At 62.3% G+C, this 23,640-nt stretch carries 21 protein-coding genes; 7 read left to right on the forward strand and 14 right to left on the reverse strand.

Features of this window, described 5'->3' with window-relative positions; all coding sequences use genetic code 11:
• Window positions 1–3 precede the first annotated feature (3 nt).
• The 6 genes from uvrC to Q0974_RS08855 form a co-directional block, all read right to left on the reverse strand.
• Entirely contained in the window at window positions 4–1,944 is a 1,941-nt protein-coding gene (gene uvrC / locus Q0974_RS08830) for an excinuclease ABC subunit UvrC (protein WP_299326647.1), read from the reverse strand.
• A gap of 236 nt (window positions 1,945–2,180) precedes the next feature.
• Entirely contained in the window at window positions 2,181–2,768 is a 588-nt protein-coding gene (locus Q0974_RS08835) for a F0F1 ATP synthase subunit B (RefSeq protein ID WP_299326649.1), read from the reverse strand.
• Complete coding sequence (locus Q0974_RS08840; RefSeq protein WP_299326651.1) at window positions 2,761–3,255, reverse strand: ATPase; 495 nt, start codon at window positions 3,253–3,255, stop codon at window positions 2,761–2,763. Before Q0974_RS08840 ends, Q0974_RS08835 begins: the two co-directional genes overlap by 8 nt.
• A gap of 45 nt (window positions 3,256–3,300) precedes the next feature.
• On the reverse strand, window positions 3,301–3,525 hold the full coding sequence (locus Q0974_RS08845; RefSeq protein WP_176874193.1) for a F0F1 ATP synthase subunit C: 225 nt from the start codon (window positions 3,523–3,525) through the stop codon (window positions 3,301–3,303).
• 45 nt (window positions 3,526–3,570) lie between these two features.
• Window positions 3,571–4,317, reverse strand: coding sequence for a F0F1 ATP synthase subunit A (locus Q0974_RS08850; RefSeq protein ID WP_299326863.1), 747 nt, complete (start codon window positions 4,315–4,317; stop codon window positions 3,571–3,573).
• Window positions 4,318–4,384: 67 nt separating this feature from the next.
• Entirely contained in the window at window positions 4,385–4,702 is a 318-nt protein-coding gene (locus Q0974_RS08855) for an AtpZ/AtpI family protein (protein ID WP_299326655.1), read from the reverse strand.
• 194 nt (window positions 4,703–4,896) lie between these two features.
• Between Q0974_RS08855 and Q0974_RS08860 the strand changes: the two genes are divergently transcribed.
• Window positions 4,897–5,649 carry a hypothetical protein gene (locus tag Q0974_RS08860; RefSeq protein WP_299326657.1) on the forward strand — a complete coding sequence of 251 codons (753 nt, stop codon included), beginning with the start codon at window positions 4,897–4,899 and terminating at the stop codon, window positions 5,647–5,649.
• 135 nt (window positions 5,650–5,784) lie between these two features.
• Here the strand turns inward: Q0974_RS08860 and Q0974_RS08865 are convergent, their stop codons facing one another.
• The 4 genes from Q0974_RS08865 to Q0974_RS08880 form a co-directional block, all read right to left on the reverse strand.
• A complete protein-coding gene (locus Q0974_RS08865; protein ID WP_299326659.1) occupies window positions 5,785–8,031 on the reverse strand; it encodes a M3 family metallopeptidase in 2,247 nt (748 codons plus the stop codon).
• 162 nt (window positions 8,032–8,193) lie between these two features.
• On the reverse strand, window positions 8,194–8,571 hold the full coding sequence (locus Q0974_RS08870) for a YdbL family protein (protein WP_299326661.1): 378 nt from the start codon (window positions 8,569–8,571) through the stop codon (window positions 8,194–8,196).
• Window positions 8,568–8,807, reverse strand: a complete 240-nt coding sequence (locus tag Q0974_RS08875) for a YnbE family lipoprotein (protein WP_299326663.1) — start codon at window positions 8,805–8,807, stop codon at window positions 8,568–8,570. Before Q0974_RS08875 ends, Q0974_RS08870 begins: the two co-directional genes overlap by 4 nt.
• On the reverse strand, window positions 8,804–11,959 hold the full coding sequence (locus Q0974_RS08880; RefSeq protein ID WP_299326665.1) for a YdbH domain-containing protein: 3,156 nt from the start codon (window positions 11,957–11,959) through the stop codon (window positions 8,804–8,806). Before Q0974_RS08880 ends, Q0974_RS08875 begins: the two co-directional genes overlap by 4 nt.
• Window positions 11,960–12,276: 317 nt before the next feature.
• Between Q0974_RS08880 and radC the strand changes: the two genes are divergently transcribed.
• Both radC and Q0974_RS08890 read left to right on the forward strand, forming a co-directional pair.
• Window positions 12,277–12,960, forward strand: a complete 684-nt coding sequence (gene radC, locus Q0974_RS08885) for a DNA repair protein RadC (protein ID WP_299326667.1) — start codon at window positions 12,277–12,279, stop codon at window positions 12,958–12,960.
• 1 nt (window position 12,961) lies between these two features.
• Entirely contained in the window at window positions 12,962–13,954 is a 993-nt protein-coding gene (locus tag Q0974_RS08890) for an NADPH:quinone oxidoreductase family protein (protein WP_366943589.1), read from the forward strand.
• Between the two features lie 22 nt (window positions 13,955–13,976).
• Here Q0974_RS08890 and ppk2 read toward each other — a convergent pair whose 3' ends face one another.
• Complete coding sequence (ppk2, locus tag Q0974_RS08895) at window positions 13,977–15,017, reverse strand: polyphosphate kinase 2 (protein WP_299326669.1); 1,041 nt, start codon at window positions 15,015–15,017, stop codon at window positions 13,977–13,979.
• Between the two features lie 188 nt (window positions 15,018–15,205).
• Here ppk2 and purB point away from each other — a divergent pair, with 188 nt between their 5' ends.
• Entirely contained in the window at window positions 15,206–16,522 is a 1,317-nt protein-coding gene (purB, locus tag Q0974_RS08900; RefSeq protein WP_299326671.1) for an adenylosuccinate lyase, read from the forward strand.
• Between the two features lie 274 nt (window positions 16,523–16,796).
• Here the strand turns inward: purB and Q0974_RS08905 are convergent, their stop codons facing one another.
• The 3 genes from Q0974_RS08905 to dnaK form a co-directional block, all read right to left on the reverse strand.
• On the reverse strand, window positions 16,797–18,074 hold the full coding sequence (locus tag Q0974_RS08905; RefSeq protein ID WP_299326673.1) for a putative 2OG-Fe(II) oxygenase: 1,278 nt from the start codon (window positions 18,072–18,074) through the stop codon (window positions 16,797–16,799).
• Between the two features lie 9 nt (window positions 18,075–18,083).
• Window positions 18,084–19,208 carry a molecular chaperone DnaJ gene (dnaJ, locus tag Q0974_RS08910; RefSeq protein WP_299326675.1) on the reverse strand — a complete coding sequence of 375 codons (1,125 nt, stop codon included), beginning with the start codon at window positions 19,206–19,208 and terminating at the stop codon, window positions 18,084–18,086.
• 105 nt (window positions 19,209–19,313) lie between these two features.
• Window positions 19,314–21,251, reverse strand: a complete 1,938-nt coding sequence (gene dnaK / locus Q0974_RS08915; RefSeq protein ID WP_299326677.1) for a molecular chaperone DnaK — start codon at window positions 21,249–21,251, stop codon at window positions 19,314–19,316.
• Between the two features lie 167 nt (window positions 21,252–21,418).
• On the opposite strand from dnaK, the gene Q0974_RS08920 reads away from it, so the two are divergent.
• The 3 genes from Q0974_RS08920 (at window position 21,419) to Q0974_RS08930 (ending at window position 23,639) form a co-directional block, all read left to right on the forward strand.
• Window positions 21,419–22,006 carry a copper chaperone PCu(A)C gene (locus Q0974_RS08920; RefSeq protein WP_299326679.1) on the forward strand — a complete coding sequence of 196 codons (588 nt, stop codon included), beginning with the start codon at window positions 21,419–21,421 and terminating at the stop codon, window positions 22,004–22,006.
• Between the two features lie 178 nt (window positions 22,007–22,184).
• Entirely contained in the window at window positions 22,185–23,102 is a 918-nt protein-coding gene (locus tag Q0974_RS08925) for a hypothetical protein (protein WP_299326681.1), read from the forward strand.
• A 69-nt stretch (window positions 23,103–23,171) separates the two neighbouring features.
• Window positions 23,172–23,639 (forward strand): vgr related protein, encoded by a 468-nt coding sequence (locus Q0974_RS08930; RefSeq protein WP_299326683.1) that lies wholly within the window; start codon window positions 23,172–23,174, stop codon window positions 23,637–23,639.
• Window position 23,640 lies beyond the last annotated feature (1 nt).

Below are 23,640 nucleotides of genomic sequence, written 5' to 3' on the forward strand. Positions count from 1 at the left end.
TTGTCAGCCGCTGGCGTGGAAATGATCGTAAATCGTCTGCGCCATCGTCTTGGACACGCCGGGCACACGCGCCAGATCGTCAAGGCCTGCAGATTTGACTGCGCGCGCCGTGCCGAAATGGAGGAGTAGCGCGCGTTTGCGTGCCGGGCCGATCCCAGGCACCTGATCGAGCGGGCTTGTGCCCATCGCCTTGGCGCGTTTCTGCCGATGCGCGCCGATCGCGAAACGGTGCGCCTCGTCGCGCAGGCGCTGCAGGTAAAAGAGCAACGGGCTGTTCGTCGGCAGCATCTGTTCGCGCCCGTCGGGGAAATGGAAATGCTCGCGTCCGGCATTGCGGTCCGGGCCTTTCGAAATACCGATCAGCGCAACATCGCCGATCCCCATTTCCTCCAGCGTCTCGGCTGCCGCGCTGACCTGCCCCCTGCCGCCGTCGATCAGCACGAGATCGGGCCATTCGCCCTTGCGGCGCTCCGGGTCTTCCTTTTCGGCGCGGGCGAAGCGGCGCTGAAACACTTCGCGCATCATCGCGAAATCGTCGCCCGGCGCGGTTTCCGGGTTCTTGATGTTGAACTTGCGATAGTTGGATTTGCGATAGCCCTCCGGTCCCGCGACCACCATCGCGCCGACCGCATTGGTGCCGGAAACATGGCTGTTGTCGTATATCTCGATCCGGTCGGGCGGCTCGTCCAGTTCGAACAGCTCGGCCATCTGTCGCATGATCTTCGCCTGGGATGAAGATTCCGCCAGCCGCCGTTCGAGCGCCTCTTCGGCATTGCGCGCGGCCTGATCGCGCAGTTTCCGCTGATCCCCGCGCTGCGGAATTTTGATCGTCACCTTGCGGTTCGCGCGTTCGGCCAGCGCCTCGGCGAGCAGCTCGGTCTCGGGCAACTCTCTATCGACCAGCACCAGCTTGGGTGGCGGCACTTCCTCGTAAAATTGCATGAGAAAGGCCTGCAGCGCCTCCTCTTCCGGCACATCTTTGACATGCGCGGGGAAAAAGCTGCGATGGCCCCAATTCTGGCCGCCGCGAATGAAAAAGGCCTGGATACCGACCGTGCCGCCCTTGCTCGCCAGCGCGAAAACATCGGCATCGGAGACGCCTTGGGCCGTGATCGCCTGGCTGCCCTGGATAAAGGTCAGTGCTTTAAGCCGGTCGCGATAGATGGCGGCCATCTCGAAATCGAGTTCCTCCGACGCCTTCTCCATCTGCGCACCGAGCTTCTGCTGCACGCGCGTGCTCTTGCCCGAGAGAAACGCCTTCGCGTCCTCGACCAGCTCGTCATAGTCGGCCTCACTGATGCGTCCGACGCAGGGCGCCGAGCACCGGCGGATCTGGTAGAGCAGACAGGGCCGGTCGCGATTGGCGAAAAAGCTGTCCGTGCAGTTGCGGATCAGGAACATCTTCTGCAGCGCGTTGATCGTCCGGTTGACCGAACCGGCGCTGGCGAACGGGCCGAAATATTGGCCCTTGGCGCGGCGCGCGCCGCGATGCTTCATGATGCGCGGAAAGTCGTGATCCTCGCGCAGCAGGATGAACGGGAAGCTTTTGTCGTCGCGCAGCAGGACGTTGTAGGGCGGACGATAGCGCTTGATCAGCTGCGCCTCGAGCAGCAGCGCCTCGGCCTCGGTCTCGGTCGTGACAATCGTCATCGCCCGGGTCTGCGCGACCATACGCTGGAGCCGCTTCGGCAGCTGGGCGATCTGCGTATAGTTGGGCACGCGCGATTTGAGGCTTGCCGCCTTGCCGACATAGAGGACATCGCTGCGCGCATCGAGCATCCGATAGACGCCCGGCCGCGCGGGCAGTGTCTTCACGACATCGCGGATCGCCGCGACCCCGGCCTCGAGATCCGGCGCATCGGCGCCCTTCACCGTGTAGGCCGCCTTTTCCTCGTTGAAGCGCTCGGCAGCGCGCGGATGATCGGGACGGTCGGCTTTGCTCACGGGGAGGATTTAGGCGCTGGAGGTGCGCACGGCAAACCTTCTCCTTTGATGGGAGAAGGATACGAAAACTTGCTGATCCTGAGCTTGTCGAAGGAGAAGCTAGTTGAAGTTGGATGAGGGTGATCTATCGGCAAGCGATACGGCTGGCGGTTGGATCACCCTCATCCAACTCCGCCTAGGCTCGTACCTCGCGAAGGCTCCATATCCTTCTCCCATCAAGGGAGAAGGAAGAAAGGCTAATTCAGCCGCGCGTCCATGCTGGAGATCGTGCGGTCGATCAGCGCCTTGTCTGCATCCGCATCATGCTTCTGCTCGATCAGCGCGGCGGCGGCGGCGGTTGCGGCGCTCGCGGCCTTGGCGCGGACTTCGGCGACCGCGCTGCGTTCGGCGGCGGCGATCTTTTCTTCGGCCAGCCGCTGGCGGCGCTCGATCAGGTCGTTGGCGTCGGATTCGGCCTGGGCGACGATCTGGTCGGCCTCCTCGCGCGCCCGGTCGAGCATCGTAGCGGCTTCCTTGTCAGCATTGGCCGTCTTGGCCTCATATTCGGCCTTCAGCGCCTCGGCTTCCGACCGCAGCTTCGCGGCCTCGTCAATCTCGCCGCGGATTTCGGCGATCCGCCTGTCCATCGCACCGGCAATAATGCTGGGCACCTTGCGCCACAGCATGATGAGGATGACGACGATCATCGCGACCGCGACCCAGCCATAGGTATCGAGGCCGAAGGCGGTCTCGTACCCGCCCGCCTGCGCATCGTCCTGCGCCGCGGTCTCGGCCGTTACCGGCTCGGTGTCCTCGTTAATTACGGGTTCGAGCTCTTCATCCATGGGCCATCGCCTCTTTCACCGCCGACCGCGCTTCGCTTTCCGAGACGGAGCCGCCCGAAACCTTGGTCACGATATCCTGCGTCGCATCCACGGCCACGCCTTCGATCTCGGCCAGCGCGGCCTTGCGAGCGTCTGCCAGAGCGGTTTCGGCCTCGGCCAGCTTCGCCGCGATCTTCTCATCCTCGGCGGCAACCCGCTGTTCGCGGTCGGCATTGGCCTTCGCTTTGGCCTCGGTCGTCACCGTTCCGGCTTCGGACCGGGCTTCGTTCATCTGCTGACGATAATCCTCCTCGATCTCGTCAGCCCGTTCATGGGCCTTGTCCGCCGCGGCAAGATCGTCGGACACGCGTTTCGCGCGCGCCTCGATCGTGCCCTGCACCTTGGGCACCATCGTCCGGGCGATGCCGAAATAGATGATGGCGAGAACGCCGACCAGCCACACGATCTGCGACGCATAGCTGATGGCAATCTGATCGAGCTGTGGCATGGCCTCAGCCTCCCTTGCCTGTGAGCGGAACCGGCCGGTCCGGAATTAACCGAACAGCAGAATGAAGCCGATAACGGCCGCGATCAGACCGAGCAGCTCGGTCACGGCAAAGCCGATATAGAGGCGGGCCTGTTCGCCATCGGCGGCTTCCGGATTGCGCAGGGCGCCCTGAAGGAACGAACCCCAGATATAGCCCACACCCGCAGCAGCGGCGCCTGCGCCGATTGCAGCGAGACCGGCACCGATCAAACGTGCAGCTTCGACTTCCATTGAAAAAACTCCCTTGTGAAAATTAGTGTTGGTGAGAAATTCGGATTAATGCAGATTTTCCGCATCGTTGATGTAGAGCGCCGACAGGAGCGCGAAGACATAGGCCTGGATGGCGCAGATCAGCAGTTCGAGCGCGCTGACGAAGAGCATCAGAAGGAAACTCGGCACGGCGACCAGCAGGCCGATTTCAGGGCCGGCATTGATGCCGGAAATCACGAAGCTCGCGAACACCTTGAGCAGCACATGGCCGGCGGTCATCGCGATAAACAGTCGCAGCGCGAGACTGAACGGGCGGACCATGAACGATACCAGTTCGATCACGAACAGCAGCGGCACCATCGGCAGCGGCGTGCCATGCGGCACGAACAGGGTGAAGAATTTGAGCTTGTGCTTCCAGAAACCGACGGCGAGGACGATGGAGAAGCTCATCACGGCCATCACGCCGGTAATCAGGATATGGCTGGTGACCGTGAACGGATGGATGCCGGTAAAGCCGATCGGCAAAAGGCCTAGCAGGTTGGCGAACAAGATGAAGATGAAGATCGTGAAGATATAGGGCACATATTTCTTGCCCGCCGGCCCGATATTGCTGGTCAGCATATTATCGATAAAGCCGGTCACGCTCTCGACGGCGAGCTGCCAGCGGCCGGGCACGAGCTCGCGCTTCATGCCGCCGATCATGAAGAGCCAGACGAGCGCGAGCGTCAGCAGCATCCAGATCGAGCTGTTGGTGAACGCAATCTGGCCCTGCTCAAGAGTGCCGGCTATCGGCTCGATCTTGAACTGGGACATCGGATCGATGCCGCCGCCTTCCGCTTCCGCCACAGTAAAATCCCGTCTCTTCCTGAGCAAAGCGCCCCTAATCGGGGCGCTTACTCGTCATCACATATACATTCCGCACCGCGACGATGAACCCGAGGAACATCATCGACAGCATCAGCCAAGGGTAGGTGCCGAACAGCCAGTCGAAAAACCAGCCGACAACGGCGCCACCGACAGGACCTCCGATCAGCTCGCTCACCGCGCGATGGGCGTAATTTGCGCCGCCACTCCGCCGGTTCCGCTTGGCCGATTTGAGAGCCTCTGTGCGCTTTGCCGCTTCCAGTCGCTCTTCCAGCGCCTGAAGCCGCGCATCTTCCGCGACAGAGGATTCCCGCCCGGTGTCTTTCTCCGCCATGCCTGCTCCTGTTGGCCCAAAAGCCGGACGCGCGCATGGTGGCGATCGACCCCGCCAAGGCACGGCCCGTTTAGTGAGCGCCCCTATCCAAGTCAACCGCATATGATGCAGTGCGGCATGGCATTTGGGGATTGTTTGCGCGGCCCAAATCGGCGAGAAAAACAATCATCGGAAAACCGCCGGAGGAGACGGATATGAAGGCCAGAATTCAAACAGTTGGACGGTCGATGGCTGCCACCGGCGCAATCATGCTCGGCCTTGCTGCGGGGCTGTCCGCCTCACCCGCTCAGGCGGCACAGCAAGAGGCCGAAACCAGCGGGTTTACATATGAACTGCCGGCCCTGCCAGAAACCGTTCCGTTACTCGCGAGACACCTCGAATCGCGACGGGCGCAGGCGCGCGCTGCGTATGACGCGGGCCGCGCGCAACTCGCCGAAATGATGCCCGAAGGCTCGGCAATGGTCGCCGGCTATCAGCATAGTCAGCAATGGACGATCGCCGGACAGACAGACGCGCTGATCGGCCTCGGCAGCGAAACCTACAGCTATACGGGCGGCGCGCACGGCAACAGCTTTTTCAACGCACTGGTCTGGGACGTGGCGAGCGACCGCCTGATCGGCGTGCTCGGGCTTTTCACGAACCGCTATCTCGGCCTGTCGATGATCGACCAGCCTTTCTGCGAAGGCCTGCGTGAACAGCAGATCGAGCGGATGGGCGATATTTCGAGTGACGATTTCTGGGCCGACTGCCCGCCGTTCGACCAGGTCGCGATCGCACCCATGGGAAGCGACACAGGCCTGTTCACATCGTTCCGCGTACGCGTTCCGCCCTATATCGCCGGCCCTTACGCGGCCGGTAGCTTTGATGTCGACGTAGCGGTGACAACCGAGATGCTCGGAGCGCTCAAACCCGAATATCGGAGCAGTTTTGCTCTGGCGGCTAACTAACGAACTGGTACCGACAGCAGCGATCTTACCCCATATCTGCGAGCCTGCATCACAGGTTGCTCACCATTACACTATGTCGCTATTTTCAGTTCGCGGTAACCTGAAGTCCCGGTCACTGCAAACCGGACGCGCTGCCTAGTCCGACGCCTGGGCTTCTGCCTCCGCGTCTTCCGGAACGAGGCCAAGATATTCGAGCATGTAGCGCACATCCGGATCGCGGCCGGCGAAATTGCGGTAGACCTCGTGATAATCCATCGTCCCGCCCCGGCTCAACACGGTTTCGCGAAGCCGGGTGCCGTTGGCCCGCGTCAGACCGCCATTCTGGATGATATAGTCGCGGCTGTCATGGTCCAGCATCTGCGTCCACAGATAGCTGTAATAGCCGGCCGAATAGCCGGACGGGCTGGAGAAGATGTGGTTGAAATAGGTACTGTAATAGCGCGGCGGCACCAGTTCGACCTCGAGACCCAGTTCGGACAGGGCGCCCTGCTCGAAGGCTATGACCTCTTCGGGCGTATCGATCTCGGCGGCTTCCTCGGCGGACAGCGAATGCCAGCGCATGTCGAGCAGCGCGGCTTCCATGACCTCGCCGAAATCATAGCCCTGGTTCCAGCGTGAGGCTGCCTGGATACGCTCGAACAGCTCCATCGGCATGGGCTCGCCCGTCTCGACATGAGCCGTATAATTTTGCAGGACTTGGGGATATTCCCGCCACATTTCATGGACCTGGGCCGGATATTCGACGAAATCGCGCGGTGTCGCTGTGCCCGCAAGGCTGGCAAATTCCTGTTCAGCGAACATGCCATGCAGGGCATGGCCGAATTCGTGGAAGATCGTGTTCACCCAGTAGAAACTGACAAGCTGCGTCTCGCCCTCATTGGTCTTGGGGATGTTGAGCACGTTATAGATGACCGGCCGCTGATCGAGCAGATAGGACTGTGGAACGAAGCTGCCCATCCACGCGCCACCGCGCTTGGACGGCCGCTGGAACGGATCGAAATAGAATAACGCGAGCTCCGTGCCATCCTCTTCGCGGATCGTATAGACCCACACATCCTCGTGATAGGTCGGGATGTCGGTGCGCCGCTCGAAGGTGAGGCCATAGAGTTCATTCGCCATGTAGAAGACGCCGCCTTCCAGCACCCTTTCGAGCTGGAGATACTCGGTCACCTCATCTTCGCTATACTGGAAACGCTCTTCGCGGACCTGGTTGGCAAAACGGTACCAATCATGCGGCTGCACGGTGAAATCGCCACCGCTCTCGGCGATTTCGGCGTTGAGGATCGCGGCTTCGCGCCTCTGCGTTGCGGCAAGCGCGGGGACCATCTGTTCCATAAAATCGAGCGCGAGCTGCGGCTCGTCCGCCATGTTGCGATACATGCTATAGCTCGCCCAGTTGGGCTCGCCGAACAGCGCCGCCTTTTCCGCGCGCAGCACCGAAATCTGCGCGACGATCATCCGCGTGTCATATTCCGGATTGGTCCCGTCAGCGCGGTGCAGGCTGAGGGCGAGGAAGCGTTCGCGTATCTCGCGATTTTCGAGCTTCGGGATCAACGGCTGCTGCGTCGTGTTCTGCAGGACGAGCGCGTATTGGCCGTCCATCCCCATCTCGGTCGCGGCGGCGGCAGCGGCGGCGATTTCGCTTTCCGACAGGCCGGCCAGCTCTTCGCGCGTCTCGACGATCAACGGCTGCTGGTTGGTCGCGGCGCGCACCGTCTGGCTGAACTCGGTGGTCAGCGCGCTGATCTCGCTATTGATCACCATGACGCGTTCGCGCTCGGCCTCTGTGAGCTCGGCGCCGGCATGGACCATGCCCGTATAGGTGTTGTGAAGCAGGCGTGCGCGCTCGACCGACAGGTCCAGCGCGTCGCGCTGTTCATAGACAGCACTGACGCGCGCAAACAGGTCGGGGTTCAGGCTGATGGCGGTATAATGATCGGAAAGCTGCGGGCTGATTTCGGTGTTGATCTCGTCCAGCCGGTCCGTGGTGTTGGCGCTGGTCAACGCAAAGAATACGCGGCTCACCCGGCTGAGCATACGCCCGCTGCGCTCCAGCGCGACAATTGTGTTGTCGAAGGTCGGTTCTGCCGGGTCGTCGATAATGGCCTGCACTTCGGCGTTGTGGATCGCCATGCCCTGCGCAAAGGCGGGAAGATAATCGTCTTCGGAAATCTGGGTGAAGTCCGGCGCCATGAAGGGCAGCGAACTGTTGGACGCGAAATAGCCTGTGCCTTCCGGCATCGCAGCGGCAGACGCCTGCTCTTGCGAAGCGCTTGGCTGCGCCGCGTGGGATATGGTTGCTCCGCCAGCCAGCAGGGCCAATGCGCAGACGGAAGACAGGACGGGGGTGAGCGCTCGGGCGCTGAAGAGATGATTTTTCATGTCATTCTTCTCGCCAACTGGGGCGCTAAGGTCAATCCAAAAGCCATTGGACCCCGGATCAAGACTCTTTCAGATTTGCTCCTGAAATCCGCCATTGTGTCGACAGTATCTGTCGGCCCGGACTCGATCCGACGTACCGAAATCGTCGCGAACTAGATCCGCTCAGCAATAAGGCGGCGTCGGGATCGGGGCGGAGCCGCGGGTGCGCCACACGCCGTCGCGCAGCTGATAGGCTTCGCCCGGATCGACTCTGGAGAGGCGGTTGCAGGCGGTTTCCTCGGCGACTTGCTGGCGCGTCGTGCCGCGCTGCTGGGCGAGATCGGCGAAGGCGGAACGCCGACCGAGATTGATCGCATCGACTTGCGCGCGCAATTGCGGTGACGGCGTCTGCGCGAAACCGAGATAGCCGGTCGCCGTTTCGCCGACGACGCCCTGGGCGATCGCCTGCTGGACTGCACTGTTCTGGGCGGGCGCCATGGTCGCGATGCCGCCCAATGCGACGGCGAAAATGGCGGCGATGCTGGCTTTACGCTTGATCATTCTGGAAACAGCTCCGGATTATTCTCGATCAGATTTTCGACATCTTCCTGCAAATTCACGTCGACAGTCTGCTGCACATTAATGTTCAATTCGATCACGATGGGCTCTTCGGGCGCCGAAACCTGAACGCAACCACTTGTCATCGCGGCAAATATCGCCGCTGCGAGTAGCTGTGTCCGTCTCATCCATCCGTCGGTCGCATCATGCTCCTTCTTCGTCAATATTGCAGTCTTCATGGCATAATATCGCTTTCGGGAGGCTGAACATCCTGTTCGGCCTGGGTTCGGTTTATCCGTGCGCGGATCGCCTGGTTGACGAGGAAACCGGGGTCGTCGAGCAGGCGGAAGGAATAAAGCATCCGGTTGAACGGCGCGTTCATGGTGATGTCGAAGCGGATCGGGATTTCGGCGAGTTCGCGAGTGAAGCCGCCGATAATCAGCCCCTGCCCTTCACGAGCGAGATTGGGTGAGACGCCGGTAAATTCGATACTCGTGACCATTTCGCCGTCGATCGCACCGTCGAACGCGATCGCGAGTTCGCTGTAGCGGATCAGCTCGAGCGCGTTAAAGGCGAGACTGCCGAACATGCCGAGATTTACGTCGCTGATCTCGCCCTCGTACGAGAACGTCCCGCCGCCTGCCCGCGAGACCAGCAAACCGCCCTCGATCCGTCCGCCATTCCGGTCGAAGATCATTGGGAGCTTCCCGTCGAACGTGCCGGTCGCGATGATATTTTCGAACTCCCGCGCTTCGAGAAACTGCAACGCATCGACGCCGCGCACCATGAAGACGAGCTTGCGCTCCTGATCGACGCGGAAGTCGAGGATCGTCGGCTGAAGGATCAGTTGGCCGCCCGCGAACGGCCAGGTCGCGCCTTCCACCTGCACCCGGTTGGCGGAAAGAAACTGGTAGCGCACCGTTCCATTCGGCACGAGCACGCCGGGATTGATCTCGCGCACACTCGCCACCTGCCCCGGCTCGGTATTCATGCCGAGCAGATCGGTGAAGTGAATCTCTGTGCTCAGTCCGCGCACCGGCCCGAACGGCGCGGCGAGGTCGATATCGGTCAGCTGGTAGACGCCATCGCTGGTAACGCCCGCTGCGTCCCAACGGATCGTGCCCGTGCCGCTGACCAGCCCCCTGACGTCGGCCACGATACCGAGCACGAGACGGGTCAGGTCGGTCGGCTGAATGCGGTCGTTAAAAGCGAGATTGTCGGTGTCGAGCACCACCGCGCCCGTGCCGTCGCGCAGATCATGCATGAGATTGACATCCGCGACGCGGACATCGCTTGCCGGCGCGCGCAATTCGGCGGTCGCACCGATAATGCTGTTTTCGAGGCGCATCGCTATCTCGCGCACCGCCAGCGGCTCGAACTGGGGATCGGGCGAAGTGTTGGTCAGCCCGGCCGCACCATCGACAGTCAACACGCCGTTCGTGAAACGCCAGCCCCCCGATCCCTCGCTAAGCCGCAGCGGTACATTGGCAAGCTGCCCCGCGGCGCCCGCATAGTCCCCATCCACGCCGCCCGATACGAAATCGGCGGAGAGCCGGGCTATGTCGAGTTCGGACTGCGCGCCTTGCGGACCGAGCCGGACCGCAACACCGTTGGTGACGAAGGATGGCCGGGCGAGCGGCAGCCGGAAATCGGCGGCGGTGATCGTCAGCGGGGAGTCTCCGATACGCCCACGCAGCCGCGGCTGGATCAGCCGCCCGCCGCCGCTCACCCCTGCACCCGGCGTGTAGCGGACCAGCGCACCACCGGTAATCGGGCAGAAGGGCAGTTCGGTCGGCCCCAGCACCATCCCGGCGACCATCATCCTGTCCCAGCGGACCGGCGTGCAGCCCTCGCCGACGGTCAGGCGACCACCCTGCCCCAATAGTCCGGCAATCGGCAGGCGCAGGCGCTCGACCCGCCCATCGGCCAGCGGCCCGCTCATCTCGACTTGGGTCGCGATCCGGGTCGCGTCTCCAGCTGCCGTGAAGCGCACGGGCTCGAGGTACAGCAGCGCATCGCCGGCGCGGATCGGTGCGATCTCCGCCAGGCCTTCGAGCGGAGCGCCCGCACGCGGTTGATCGATGGTGATATAGCTTTGCGGAAAACCGCCGCCTGCGAGCCGCATCGCGCCGGCGAAGCGAAAACCGCGATCGGGCCAGCCATATTGCACACCCTCTCCGCGCTCCAATGTCAGCCGCGCGCCGCTCTCGCTCGTCCCGCGAACTTCGGCAAAGCGGATCGCGCCACCGCGCTCACCATAGGCAGCCGTCATCGCAAACTGCGCATCGAAATCGCGGCCGGCCGCCTGGACCGCGCGGGCGAGCATTGCGCCGACTGGACCGAGCGGTGTGCCCTCTGCCCCGCGCAGTGTTTCTGTGATTCCCGCAAGCCGTGTCGCCCCCAGCCGTGCATCGCGCAGCTCGACATCGCCATCGAATCCGATAGTGCCGCCGCCATCGCGGACGCGGTAATGGCCGATCATCCGCACGCCTTGAGCGTCGATATCGAAGCCCCGCGCGTCGGCCAAGCGCAGCCGCATCGTGCCGGCTGTCTGACCGCCAGCCTCGCCGTCGAAGGTCATGGCCAGCCGGGCATTTCCAGCCTGCCCGCTTTCATGTGTCAGCGATGCCGCCGTCAGCAGCGCGTCCCCGCCCCAGCGATCGAAGCTCTCCGAGAATATGGCGCTAATCGCGACCTCGGGCGCGGCGAGCGCCATGTCCTGATCGGGGCAAGCGACGCGCGCGGCGCGAAGCGGCCCTTCGACAATCGGGCGCCGGTCTTCGGTCCGGATCGCGACGTCTAATCGCGGTGCGCCGGCCGTGCAGCCCTGATAGACTAGGCCCGGACTGGCCGCAGCGAGATAGCCGCTAAAGCCGTTATGCAGCGGCCCCGATCCGGTCGCCGCCAGCGCCACCGGCCCATAGGGCGTCTCCAGCCGCATCACGGCGTCACGCAGTTCGAGGTCCAGTTCGGGCAGGACAAAAGGTTCGCCGGTCGGCTCCGGCAAAAAACCGCCGAGCTGTCCGAAATCGAACGCGCCATCGACCAGCCGCCCGTCGAGCCGCACGCCCCGCACCGAGACGCTGCTGACTTCGGGATAGCCGAAACCGAAATCGAGATAGATATCCGCCTGTTCGACCGTCAGGTCCGGACTGCCCGGATCGCCGATCACGAGATTGCGTATACGCTGCCGCCCGAGACCGATCTCGACGATCTCATAGCTGCCCTGCGCTTCGGCCGCGTCGAGCAGTCCGTCGATATAGCGGGTCGCGAGGTCTTCGCGCTGGATCCAGGCGATACCGAGGCCGAGCGCCACAGTGCCGGCCAATCCGCCCAGCCAGTAGCGCCGCCGTTTCCAGCCGGATTTCCGAACAGGCGCCGTTTCCTCCATGCTAGGGTCAGAACCTATTAGTGGCACCGGAACGGCGTCCAAATGGCGAACATATCGGGCCGAAAGACGCGCTGCAGGGGCTGGTTGCCCCTGCAAGCGTTTTTCGGTTCGAGATGGAAGCCATTTGGGCGTCCCTTTCGGGATTTGACCGAAATGGCCCATTGCTGCGTCGGAGAGGCTTGAAATATTGACATATTCCTGCGCCTCTCCTCCTTGCACTGAGCCATTTCACTTCAAACCGTGCCGGTGCCACTAATAGGTTCTGACCCTGACTAGCGCGATTGCACCCGTGCCGCCATCCCGATAGCGTCCGCCGCATGACGAAGGCACCGACAGACGGGACAGGGCACCGGGCCCGGCTGCGCAAGCGCCTGATCGAGGGCGGGCATGACGCGCTGCTCGATCATGAGCTTGTCGAATATCTGTTGGCGCTGGCCATTCCGCGGCGCGATACGAAACCGCTCGCCAAGCGGCTGATCGGCGAGTTTGGCGGGCTCGGCGCGCTGCTCTCGGCGGAACCCGAGGCGCTCGCGCGGATCGGTGGACTGAGCGAGGGCGCGATCGCGGCGCTGATGATCGCCAAGGCTTCGGCGCTCCGGCTGCTTTCCGAAGAGGTCCGCGAGAAGCCGATCCTGTCTAACTGGCAGGCGCTGATCGATTATCTGCACGCCGATATGGCGCATGAGCCGATCGAACGCGTCCGCGTGCTGCATCTCGACAGCAAGAATGTGCTGATCCGCGACGAGATCGTGACCGAGGGCTCGATCGACCAGGCGGCAATTTACGTCCGCGAGATCATCCGCCGCGCGATTGATCTCCACGCGAGCGGGATGATCCTCGTGCATAATCACCCGTCCGGCGACCCCTCCCCCAGCAAGGCCGATATCCGCCTGACCCGCGAAGTGGTGGAGGCAGCGCGGCCGCTGGGCATTGCCGTGCACGATCATCTGATTGTCGGCACCAAGGGGCAGACGAGCCTCAGAAGCCAGGGACTGATTTGATATGAGCCTGCAGAAGACGATGCGCGCCCTTCAAGTGGCCGATCTCGCGCCCGATTTCGCCGGGTGTACGGTTGCCGATGTTCCGGTGCCGGAGCCCGGTCCGGGTCAGGCACTGCTTCGCGTACGCGCGGCGGCGCTCGGTTTTCCAGACTTGCTGATGACGGAGGGGAAATATCAGCATCGCCCCGAACTGCCGTTCACGCCCGGGAACGATATCGCGGGCGAGATTGTCGCGCTCGGCGAGGAGCACACGGATTTCGCTATCGGCGATGCGGTCGTCGCGACGCTCGGCACCGGCGGTTTCGCGGACTATGCGCTCTGCCCCGTTGCAGCGCTGCGCCGCAAGCCGGACGGCATGGATTTCGACGCGGCGGCCGCCTTCGGCGTTGCCTATCTGACCGCCTATGTCTCGCTCGTGCGCCGGGCCGACATCCAGCCGGGCGAATGGCTGCTGGTGCATGGCGCGGCGGGCGGTGTTGGACTGGCGGCAGTCGATCTCGGCAAGGCGCTGGGCGCAAAGGTGATCGCCGCCTCGGCGTCCGACGAGAAGCTTGCCGTGATCGCGGAGAAATACGCGCCCGAGGCGACGATCAACGTCACCGACGGCTTTCGCGAAAAGGTCAAGGAACTGACCGGCGGCAGAGCCGACGTCATCTACGATCCGGTCGGCGGCGATATTTTCGACGAGAGTACGCGCTGCATCGCCTTCGGCGGCCGGCTGCTCGTCGTCGGCTTCACCTCGGGCCGGATCGCGACCGTTCCGACCAATATCCCGCTGATCAAGGGCTTCTCGGTCGTCGGCGTGCGCGCCGGCGAATATGGCCGCCGCTATCCGGAACGCGGCGAAGAGAATTTCAATGCGATCTGGGCATTGGCCGAAGCGGGCAAGGTCACGCCCCATGTCCATGCCGCGCTATCGCTCGATCACTGGCGCGACGCATTCGAGATGATGCGCAATCGCGAAGTCGTCGGGCGCGTCGTGATCGCGCCCTAGCCTGGAACGTCCGGGCGCGCCGTCAGGCGCTGCCGCGACGCAATTCCGGATGCAGCGATGTTCCCAAAATGTGATCGGCTCTGTGGATCACATGATGCGCCTGCCCCACGATCAGCGGGTCGGGCTTTCTTGCTATGCTCTTATCCTTGTCCGGATAATCGATGCTGTCGAGAAAGTGCATCATGCAGTTTATCCGCGCGCGTTTTTTGTCGTTCGACTTTACAATCGTCCAGGGCGCGTCGGCGGTATCGGAGTAGAAGAACATCGCCTCCTTGGCTTCGGTATAGTCGTCCCACTTGCTGAGGCTGGCCTGATCGATCGGTGACAGCTTCCAGCGTTTCAGGGGATCGGTCTTGCGCGATTCGAACCGGTTGAACTGCTCGTCCTGCGTGACCGAAAACCAGTATTTGAACAGGCGGATACCAGACCGGACGAGCATCCGCTCGACTTCAGGCACCTGGCGCATAAATTCGAGATATTCGTTCGGCGAGCAGAACCCCATGACCCGCTCGACGCCCGCGCGATTATACCAGCTCCGGTCGAAAAACGCCATTTCGCCAGCCGTCGGCAGGTGCTGAAGATAACGCTGGAAGAACCATTGGCCGCGCTCGCGATCGTCGGGCTTGGCCAGCGCCACAACGTTCATCGTGCGCGGATTGAGATGTTCGGTGAAACGCTTGATCGTGCCGCCCTTGCCGGCCGCATCGCGCCCCTCGAACAACAACACGAACTTTTCGCCCATGTCCTGCGCCCAGAGCTGAACTTTGAGCAATTCCGCCTGAAGCCTCGCTTTCTGCCGTTCATAGCGTCTCCGCGACATTTTCGTATCGTACGGATAGCGCCCGGTCTCAAAAGCTTCGCGGATTCTATCCGGTGTTACCTTGGGCAGCACGGTTTTCGCATTGCGCGGCTCACCCGGCTGATCGGCCGCAATATCGGGCGTTTCCGGTGCCGGCGCGACGATATCGGCCGCCAATCCGTTGCTTGCTACGCCGTTCGGCGGCGGTGCCGTTTCTTGTGAATCGGCTGCGCCATCGATGGCTGCACTATTGCGTTCTGTCATGAGTTCCCCCTCGGATCTGACAGTTATTGTCGAGGCTGCCTTAGCGAGTCGGCAGAATCATCCCTTGATCTGCATCAAAGCCCGAAAAATTGTGAAATCGGGCGCTCAACGGTGGATGATCGCATTTGTCCCCCGCCAGTTCCGCTGCTAATCGCCCGGCTCCGCTGTCGAAGGATGAGAGACCAAGAATGATTCCGCGCTACGCCCGGCCCGAAATGACCACCATCTGGGAACCGGAATCGAAGTTCCGTATCTGGTTCGAGATCGAGGCGCATGCGACAGAGGCGCTGGCCGATCTCGGCGTAGTGCCGGAAAGCGCGGCCAAAGCGCTGTGGGACTGGTGGGCGACCGAGCCCGAGATCGACGTGCTGGCCATCGATGCGATCGAGGCCGTCACCAAGCATGATGTAATCGCCTTCCTGACCTGGGTGGCCGAGCAGGTCGGCGAAGAAGCGCGTTTCATGCATCAGGGGATGACGAGTTCCGATGTGCTCGACACCTGCCTCGCCGTGCAGCTCGCCCGCGCCTCGGACATATTGCTCGCCGATCTCGATACGCTGCTCGACGCGCTGAAACGCCGCGCGATGGAGCACAAACTGACGCCCACGATCGGCCGCAGCCATGGCATCCATGCCGAACCGGTAACGTTCGGGCTGAAGCTCGCCCAGGCCTATGCCGAGTTCGATCGCTGCAAGGACCGGCTCGTCGCGGCACGCGCCGAGATCGCGACCTGCGCCATTTCCGGCGCGGTCGGCACCTTCGCCAATATCGATCCGCGCGTCGAAGCGCATGTCGCAGAAAAGATGGGGCTGACCGTCGAACCGATCTCGACCCAGGTCATCCCGCGCGACCGCCATGCGATGTTCTTCGCGACACTCGGCGTTATCGCCTCATCGGTCGAGCGGCTGGCGGTCGAAATCCGCCATCTCCAGCGCACGGAGGTCTTGGAAGCCGAGGAATATTTCTCGCCGGGCCAGAAGGGTTCGTCGGCAATGCCGCACAAGCGCAACCCGATCCTGACCGAAAATCTCACCGGCCTCGCCCGCATGGTGCGCGGCTATGCCGTGCCGGCGATGGAGAATGTCGCGCTGTGGCACGAGCGGGATATCAGCCATTCCTCGGTCGAGCGCTATATCGCGCCGGACGCGACCATCACGCTCGATTTCGCGCTGGGCCGTCTCAACGGCGTCGTCGATAAGCTGCTCGTCTATCCCGAGCGGATGCAGAAGAATCTCGACCGGATGGGCGGGCTCGTCCATTCGCAGCGCGTCCTGCTCGCGCTCACCCAGGCCGGGGTCAGCCGCGAAGATGCCTATCGGCTCGTCCAACGCAATGCGATGAAAGTCTGGGAGTCGGACGGCCAGCTATCGCTGATGGAACTGCTCAAGGCCGATGCAGAGGTGACCGCCGCGCTCAGCGATAGCGAGATCGAGGAGAAGTTCGATCTCGACTATCATTTCAAACATATCGACACGATTTTCACGCGGGTTTTCGGCGAAAAATAGCCGAAAAATACGATTGCAAAACATGCAACCGTAGGTGCGTACTGGGCGATGGAAGCCCGGTTTTCCGACCCCATTTCAGTGCCGGAACGAATGACCGTTCCATGACGAAGGGAAGGAATTCACCATGTCCGTATTCGCAAGAATTACGAGCCTTGCCGCCGTTATTGCCGCTCAACTGCTTTTTGTAGAAGCCGTTTTCGGCAGCTAGCAAGGATCGAAACGGAGGCGCTGACGCATCGTCGGCGCCTCTTTCGTATCTGCTTGCCGAGACCTTTCAAGCAGGTGCAATATCGAAGGCGACGGACATCCTCTCCCCGGCGGAAAAGGGCCGGGTGCCGTGATAAAGATAGCTCGGAAACAGGACAAGACGGCCGGGTTTCGGCCCGAAGGCCGTGAACGGCCCGAGATCGAGCTGTAAATCGTCCGGTGGGCGGCCCAGCTCGATCCAACCTTCGCGCGTTTTGGCATCGAGCGTATCCGGTACCGCGACATAGAATGCCGAGCTAAGCACACCGCCCGGATGGATATGGCTGACATGGAAACCGCCGCCCAGGATACGGATCGACCAGCCGGTAACGAAGCGCGGCGTAGCATCGCGATGCCGCAGCAGGGGATGCGCGGGATCGATCTGCGGCAGGCCGCTCCAGAATTCGGCAACGGCCGCTTTAAGCCGTTTCCGCAACTCGGCAATTGGCGGTTCCATGCGCTTGAAGATGTCACCGCGCGTCTGTGTGCCGCTGCGCACGCTCTGGCCGATGGGCGCCGCGCCCGATGCGTGCAGATCGCGCAGGCAATCGGCGAGCGCGGACAGGTCGGTTTCGGCTGGGCCCAGATCCAGCGGCCCGGCGAGTTTACCCTCGCCGACCAGCCAGTCATGCCGTTCGTCTTCGGTCAGCCGCCAGGCAATCTCGGTAAGCGCCCAGTTGGAGATATCGTCCGGGTGACGGCGGCGTGCCTCGTCCAGTTCGACAACAGCCGCGTCTGCTTCGCCCGTGCGGAGCAAATGCCGCGCGAGCTGTTGCGGCAGATCGGGAATCTCGCGTGGCAAGTCCGCCAGCAGCGCCTCGGCCCGATCCAGATCGCCGCCCGCGCCGCTGTGCATCGCCTCGATCAGGCGCAGCATCGGCATATCGAAACCCTTTTGGCGCGCCATCCGGGCCGCATCCGCCGCCGCGATCAGCTTGCCGCTTCCGGCGAGCAGCGAGATATAGGATTTCCAGAGCCCTGCATGGCGCGGCAGCTTCGCGAGTGCCGTTTCTATGCCGGAAAGGTAACCATCGGTATCGCCGCTTTCCCAGCGAAAACCGGCCAGTGCAACCTGCCCGTCTACCCAATCGGGAGCTTGCGCAATCATCCGCTCCATTCTGGACAGCGCATCGGGTTCGCCGCGCGAGAGGCGCAGCGCTGCGTCGCTGATCAGCAGACCGCCATCATGCGGATTTCGCGCGAGCGCGTCGGAAATCAGCGATAGCGCATTTGCTTCGCCGCGATGATAGGCTTCGATAGCAGCATTGCGTTGGGCCTGCGCGTCATCCGAGCCTGCCCCCGCCATGCAACCCGCCTATTCGCCGAACATCGTTTTCAGCTTGTCGAAGAAGCCTGCGCTTTGGGGGCATTCCTCGCCGGTTTCCGTTTCGCGAAACTCGCGGAGCAATTCTTTCTGTTTGGCTGACAGCTTGGTCGGCGTTTCGACGTCGAATTGGGCAACGAGATCGCCAAAGCCCCTGCCCTGCAGGACCGGCATGCCCGCGCCGCGTTTGCGCAGCTGCTTGCCGCTCTGCATCCCGGCCGGGATTTGGAATGTGTGCACTTCGCCATCGAGGCCCGGGACATCGATCGAGCCGCCCAGAGTCGCGGTGGTGAAGGAAATCGGGCAGCGCGCGAACAGCGTCGTGCCTTCGCGCTGGAACAGTTCGTGCCGCTCGAGATGGATGAAGATGTAGAGATCGCCGGCCGGACCGCCGCGCGCGCCTGCCTCGCCTTCACCCGATACGCGGATACGCGTGCCGTCATCGACGCCGGGCGGGATTTTCACTTCGATAGTCTTGGTCGTATCGACCCGTCCCTCGCCATGGCAATGCTCGCAGGGATCGGTGATAATCTGACCCATGCCATGGCATGTCGGGCAGGTCTGCTCGACGAGAAACAGTCCTTGCTGCGCGCGCACTTTCCCATGGCCATGACAGGTTGGGCAGGTTTGCGCGCTGGTGCCCGGTTTGGCGCCAGACCCTTCGCAGACCTCGCAGATGGTCGAAACATCGAGGGTTAGCTCGGCTTCCTTGCCGTTGAACGCCTCTTCGAGCGTGATCTCATAATCGTAACGCAGATCCGCTCCGCGGCGGACGTCCCGACTACGGCCCCGGCCGCGTCCGGCGCCCATGAAATCCTCGCCGAAGATATTCTCGAATATATCTGAAAAGGCGCTGAAGCCATCCTGCTGGTGACCGCCGCCGGCCCCGTTCTGGAAGGCGGCATGACCGAACCGGTCATAGGCCGCGCGCTTTTGCGGGTCCTTCAGACATTCATAGGCTTCGTTGATCGATTTGAACTTTGCCTCGCAATCGGCATCGCCCGGATTGCGGTCCGGATGATATTGCATGGCGAGCTTGCGATAGGCGGATTTCAGGGTCGCGCCATCGGCGCCCCGGTCCACCTGCAAGACTTCGTAATAATCGACTTCGGTCATGCGACCATTGCCCCCGACAAACAGCGTTCAGGCTGAGCGTGTCGAAGCCCCCTGTCGCACCGACCCTTCGCCAAGCTCAGGGTGAGCGCAACAGGGAGCATCCGATTAAGCCTTGGTCTCTTCGTCCGTGTCGGCCTTTTCATCGACCTCGGAGAATTCGGCGTCGACGACATCTTCGTCTTCGCTCGAACCGCCGGTATCGGCCGCGGCATCGCCTTCGGCGGCGCCGGCTTCGGCCTGCTGGGCTTCGTAGATCTTCTGGCCCATCTGCATCGCGGCCTGCGCCAATTCTTCCGACTTGGTCTTCATGGCGTCGCCATCTTCGGCTTCGATGGCCGACTTGGTCTCGGCGATCTTGCTCTCGATGTCGGACTTGAGGTTCGCGTCGATCTTGTCGCCATGTTCGGCAAGCTGCTGTTCGGTCGTGTGAACGAGGCTTTCGGCCTGGTTCTTCGTTTCCGCAACCTCGCGCCGCTGCTTGTCCTCCTCGGCGAACTGCTCGGCTTCCTGCACCATCTTTTCGATATCGCTATCGTCGAGACCGCCCGAGGCCTGGATCTTGATCTGCTGTTCCTTGCCCGTCCCCTTGTCCTTGGCAGACACGTTCACGATGCCGTTCGCATCGATATCGAAGGTCACTTCGATCTGCGGAACACCGCGCGGCGCCGGCGGAATGCCGACCAGGTCGAACTGGCCGAGTAGCTTGTTGTCCGACGCCATTTCGCGCTCGCCCTGGAAGACGCGGATCGTAACGGCATTCTGATTGTCATCGGCCGTCGAATAAACCTGCGTCTTCTTAGTCGGGATCGTCGTGTTGCGGTCGATCATCCGGGTGAAAACGCCGCCCAGCGTTTCGATACCGAGCGAGAGCGGGGTCACATCGAGCAGCAGCACATCTTTCACATCGCCCTGCAGCACGCCGGCCTGGATCGCCGCGCCCATGGCAACGACCTCGTCCGGGTTCACGCCTGTATGCGGCTCTTTGCCGAAGAAATCTTCAACGACAGAGCGCACCTTGGGCATGCGGGTCATGCCGCCGACAAGGATTACCTCGTCGATATCGCCCGCTTTCACGCCAGCATCTTCGAGCGCCTTTTTGCACGGATCGAGCGTGCGCTTGATCAGATCGCCGACCATCTGTTCGAGGTCGGAGCGCGTGATCGTCTTCACGAGATGCTTCGGGCCGTTCTGATCGGCCGTGATAAACGGCAAGTTCACTTCGGTCGACTGGGCCGAGGACAGCTCGATCTTCGCCTTTTCGGCGGCTTCCTTGAGCCGCTGCAGCGCCAGCTTGTCGCTGCGCAGGTCGATGCCTTCGTCCTTCTTGAAACCGTCGGCCAGGAACTCGACGACCTTGCTGTCGAAATCCTCACCACCGAGGAAGGTGTCGCCATTGGTCGACTTCACTTCGAACACGCCATCGCCGATCTCGAGGATCGAGATGTCGAACGTGCCGCCGCCAAGGTCGTAAACGGCGATCGTCTTGCCGTCATTCTTTTCGAGACCATAGGCGAGCGCCGCCGCTGTCGGCTCGTTAATGATACGCAGCACTTCGAGCCCGGCGATCTTGCCGGCGTCCTTGGTCGCCTGACGCTGGGCGTCGTTGAAATAAGCGGGAACCGTAATGACGGCCTGCTCGACCGTTTCGCCGAGATAGCTTTCGGCCGTCTCTTTCATCTTCTGCAGAATGAACGCCGAAATCTGCGACGGGCTGTAATCTTCGCCGCCGGCCTGTACCCAGGCATCGCCATTGCCGCCCTTGACGATATTATACGGAACGAGCTCCATATCCTTTTTCGTCATGGGGTCGTCGAAACGGCGGCCGATCAGGCGCTTGACCGCGAAAACCGTATTGTCCGGATTGGTGACGGCCTGGCGCTTGGCCGGCTGGCCGATCAGGCGCTCGCCATCCTTGGTGAAGGCTACCATCGACGCGGTCGTCCGCTCGCCCTCCGAATTTTCGATAACTTTGGGTTTCCCGCCTTCCATGACGGCGACGCACGAGTTGGTCGTGCCCAAATCAATACCAATAACTTTTGCCATTTTTTCCCTCAATGTTCCCCAATAACAGGCGGAGCCGGTGGCTCCCCTCACTATGAAGCAAGAACCGCCGGCGCGGTGTTTTACACGGGCGATATAGGTGGGGTTTTGCTTGCTGCAACCATTCGCGCGGACTAAAGAAAAGCTTCTGTTCACATTTGGGATTTCTCATGCGCTTTCCGATCCTTGCCGCGACTGCCGCCTTCGCCCTCGTCGCCTGTAGCCAGGCCGAAGAAGCCGAGCCCGTCGAAACCGTCGAAGATGTCTGGGTCAGGCTGCCCGCCGTCGAAGGCCGCCCGGCGGCTGCCTATTTCGAACTCAATGGCGGCGAAGCCGGCGACACCCTGCTCGCGATCGATAGCGAGCGCGTCGAGACCATCGAACTCCATGAAACGGTGATGGAAGACGGCGCGATGCGGATGCGCGCGATCATGTCCGCCGAGATACCGGCGGGCAGCACGCTGTCCTTCGAACCGGGCGGCATGCACGGCATGTTGTTCGGCGTCGATCCGGAAATCACGCCGGGCACGTCCCTAACGCTCAACTTCCGCTTCGATAGCGGCCGGGACGTCAGCGTCGACGCCGTGACGATCGCGGCGGGCGACGAACCACCCTTCGGCGGCCACGATAGCGATGCGGACCATTCGGAGCACGACCATGACGGTCACGATCACGATCACTCCGGTCACGACCATGATAGCGAAGATCATTCCGGTCATGACCATGGCAGCGATGATCACTCCGGCCACGAACATTAGCGAGAACTACTCCAGCCACGACAGGTAGCGGCTGCTGATCGGCGGAATCGATCGGGCACCACCGCATCATTTTGCTGGAAATGTCGCGAACGGCGCGGTATCCGTAAGAAATGGTCGCAGTTTCAACGCCGTCGGGCTTTTTCGGAGCCCGGTGACCAGTCCTTTTGGGGGAAAGCCAATGTCCGCACTCGCCAGATTTAGCGTCGCAGCCGCTGCCGCGACCATCGCCTTCGCGCCTGCCAGCGCGCAGAATGTCAATCTCGATCCGACCTATGGCACGGTCAACCTGCGCGCCGGGTTCAGCGACGATCCGCGGCTCGTCGAACTGTCCTCAGGCGGGCAGATCGAAGCGTCCACGATTTCCAGCAGCTGTCGCGGCTATATCGCCAATGCGCCGGATGTCCGCGTAAACTATTCCGCCGGCAGCCTGCCGCTCCTGTTCTCGGTCGCCTCAAGCGCCGATACGACCCTCGTGATCAACGCGCCCAATGGCCGCTGGTATTGCAATGACGATGGCGCAAGCGGCCTCAATCCGTCGATCCGTTTCGATAATCCGAGTTCGGGCCGGTACGAGGTCTGGGTCGGCACCTATGGTAGCTCCAGCCTGCGGACGGCCGTGCTCGGTATTTCCGAACTCTATGACGATATCGCCGAACTGGCGGAGAGCGGCGGCAGTAGCAGCTCCGGCGGACGGCCCGATTTCAGCCTCGATCCGAATTACGGCACCGCCAATCTGCGCTCGGGCTTTACGCCCGATCCGCACCGCGTCCGCCTCCAATCGGGCGGTTCGATCGACGCCTCGGTGCTCGGCAGCCCGTGCCGCGGCTATGTGTCCCGCGCGCCTGATTACCGCGTCAACTATACGAGCGGCCGGCTGCCGCTGAATATCTCGGTCCAGTCGAGTTCGGATACCACGCTCGTCGTCAACGACCCGAACGGCAACTGGTATTGCGACGATGACAGCGGCGGCGGACTCAACCCGGCGCTCCTGTTCGATACACCGCTTTCCGGCCAGTACGATATCTGGGTCGGTACCTATGGCAGCGCGCGGCTCGAATCCGCGATCCTCGATATATCCGAACTCTACAGCAACTGATCGCGATCCGGGGCAAGCCGTCCATAAGCGGCTTGCCTTGGCGTGCTCCATTCGCCGAAAGAGCGGGCGATGACCGATAACACCGCCCGCTCCCTGACCCCGGCCGAACGCAAGCTTGTCGGCAGCATGTTCGGCAATGCGATCGATTACGACCGGGTCAAGCTGCACCGGAAGAAATGGTTTCCCTTCCAGCCGGTCAACACGCTGATGGCGCCGACTGGGGGCATCTGGTTCCATCCCAAAGGCCCCTATTGGCGCGAGGATTTCGGCACCGCGCCGCGCAAGCTGCAGGGCCTGTTCCTTCATGAGATGACCCATGTCTGGCAGTGGCAGAGCGGCATCTTCCTCCCGCTGCGCCGCCACGCCTTCTGCCGCTATCATTACAGCCTGAAACCCGGCTGGCCGCTCAAACGCTATGGCATCGAGCAGCAGGCGGAGATCGTGCGGCATACGTTTCTGCTACGGCAGGGCGAGACGATTGCGGGCGCCCCGCCGCTGGAAAGCTTCGAGGCGATCTTGCCGTTTAAGGCGAGTTAGA

This window comes from Parasphingopyxis sp. (assembly GCF_028279465.1).
In the GTDB taxonomy this organism is placed as follows: domain Bacteria; phylum Pseudomonadota; class Alphaproteobacteria; order Sphingomonadales; family Sphingomonadaceae; genus Parasphingopyxis.

Coding starts and splice junctions, on each gene's coding strand:
- dnaJ (WP_299326675.1), bottom strand. CDS start 19,208: ATGACCGAAGTCGATTATTACGAAGTCTTGCAGGTGGACCGGGGCGCC.
- Q0974_RS08930 (WP_299326683.1), top strand. CDS start 23,172: ATGACCGATAACACCGCCCGCTCCCTGACCCCGGCCGAACGCAAGCTT.
- Q0974_RS08925 (WP_299326681.1), top strand. CDS start 22,185: ATGTCCGCACTCGCCAGATTTAGCGTCGCAGCCGCTGCCGCGACCATC.
- dnaK (WP_299326677.1), bottom strand. CDS start 21,251: ATGGCAAAAGTTATTGGTATTGATTTGGGCACGACCAACTCGTGCGTC.
- Q0974_RS08875 (WP_299326663.1), bottom strand. CDS start 8,807: ATGAAGACTGCAATATTGACGAAGAAGGAGCATGATGCGACCGACGGA.
- Q0974_RS08905 (WP_299326673.1), bottom strand. CDS start 18,074: ATGGCGGGGGCAGGCTCGGATGACGCGCAGGCCCAACGCAATGCTGCT.
- Q0974_RS08835 (WP_299326649.1), bottom strand. CDS start 2,768: ATGGATGAAGAGCTCGAACCCGTAATTAACGAGGACACCGAGCCGGTA.
- Q0974_RS08845 (WP_176874193.1), bottom strand. CDS start 3,525: ATGGAAGTCGAAGCTGCACGTTTGATCGGTGCCGGTCTCGCTGCAATC.
- Q0974_RS08865 (WP_299326659.1), bottom strand. CDS start 8,031: ATGAAAAATCATCTCTTCAGCGCCCGAGCGCTCACCCCCGTCCTGTCT.
- Q0974_RS08860 (WP_299326657.1), top strand. CDS start 4,897: ATGAAGGCCAGAATTCAAACAGTTGGACGGTCGATGGCTGCCACCGGC.
- Q0974_RS08850 (WP_299326863.1), bottom strand. CDS start 4,317: ATGTCCCAGTTCAAGATCGAGCCGATAGCCGGCACTCTTGAGCAGGGC.
- Q0974_RS08890 (WP_366943589.1), top strand. CDS start 12,962: ATGAGCCTGCAGAAGACGATGCGCGCCCTTCAAGTGGCCGATCTCGCG.
- Q0974_RS08880 (WP_299326665.1), bottom strand. CDS start 11,959: ATGGAGGAAACGGCGCCTGTTCGGAAATCCGGCTGGAAACGGCGGCGC.
- Q0974_RS08840 (WP_299326651.1), bottom strand. CDS start 3,255: ATGCCACAGCTCGATCAGATTGCCATCAGCTATGCGTCGCAGATCGTG.
- Q0974_RS08855 (WP_299326655.1), bottom strand. CDS start 4,702: ATGGCGGAGAAAGACACCGGGCGGGAATCCTCTGTCGCGGAAGATGCG.
- radC (WP_299326667.1), top strand. CDS start 12,277: ATGACGAAGGCACCGACAGACGGGACAGGGCACCGGGCCCGGCTGCGC.
- purB (WP_299326671.1), top strand. CDS start 15,206: ATGATTCCGCGCTACGCCCGGCCCGAAATGACCACCATCTGGGAACCG.
- Q0974_RS08920 (WP_299326679.1), top strand. CDS start 21,419: ATGCGCTTTCCGATCCTTGCCGCGACTGCCGCCTTCGCCCTCGTCGCC.
- ppk2 (WP_299326669.1), bottom strand. CDS start 15,017: ATGACAGAACGCAATAGTGCAGCCATCGATGGCGCAGCCGATTCACAA.
- Q0974_RS08870 (WP_299326661.1), bottom strand. CDS start 8,571: ATGATCAAGCGTAAAGCCAGCATCGCCGCCATTTTCGCCGTCGCATTG.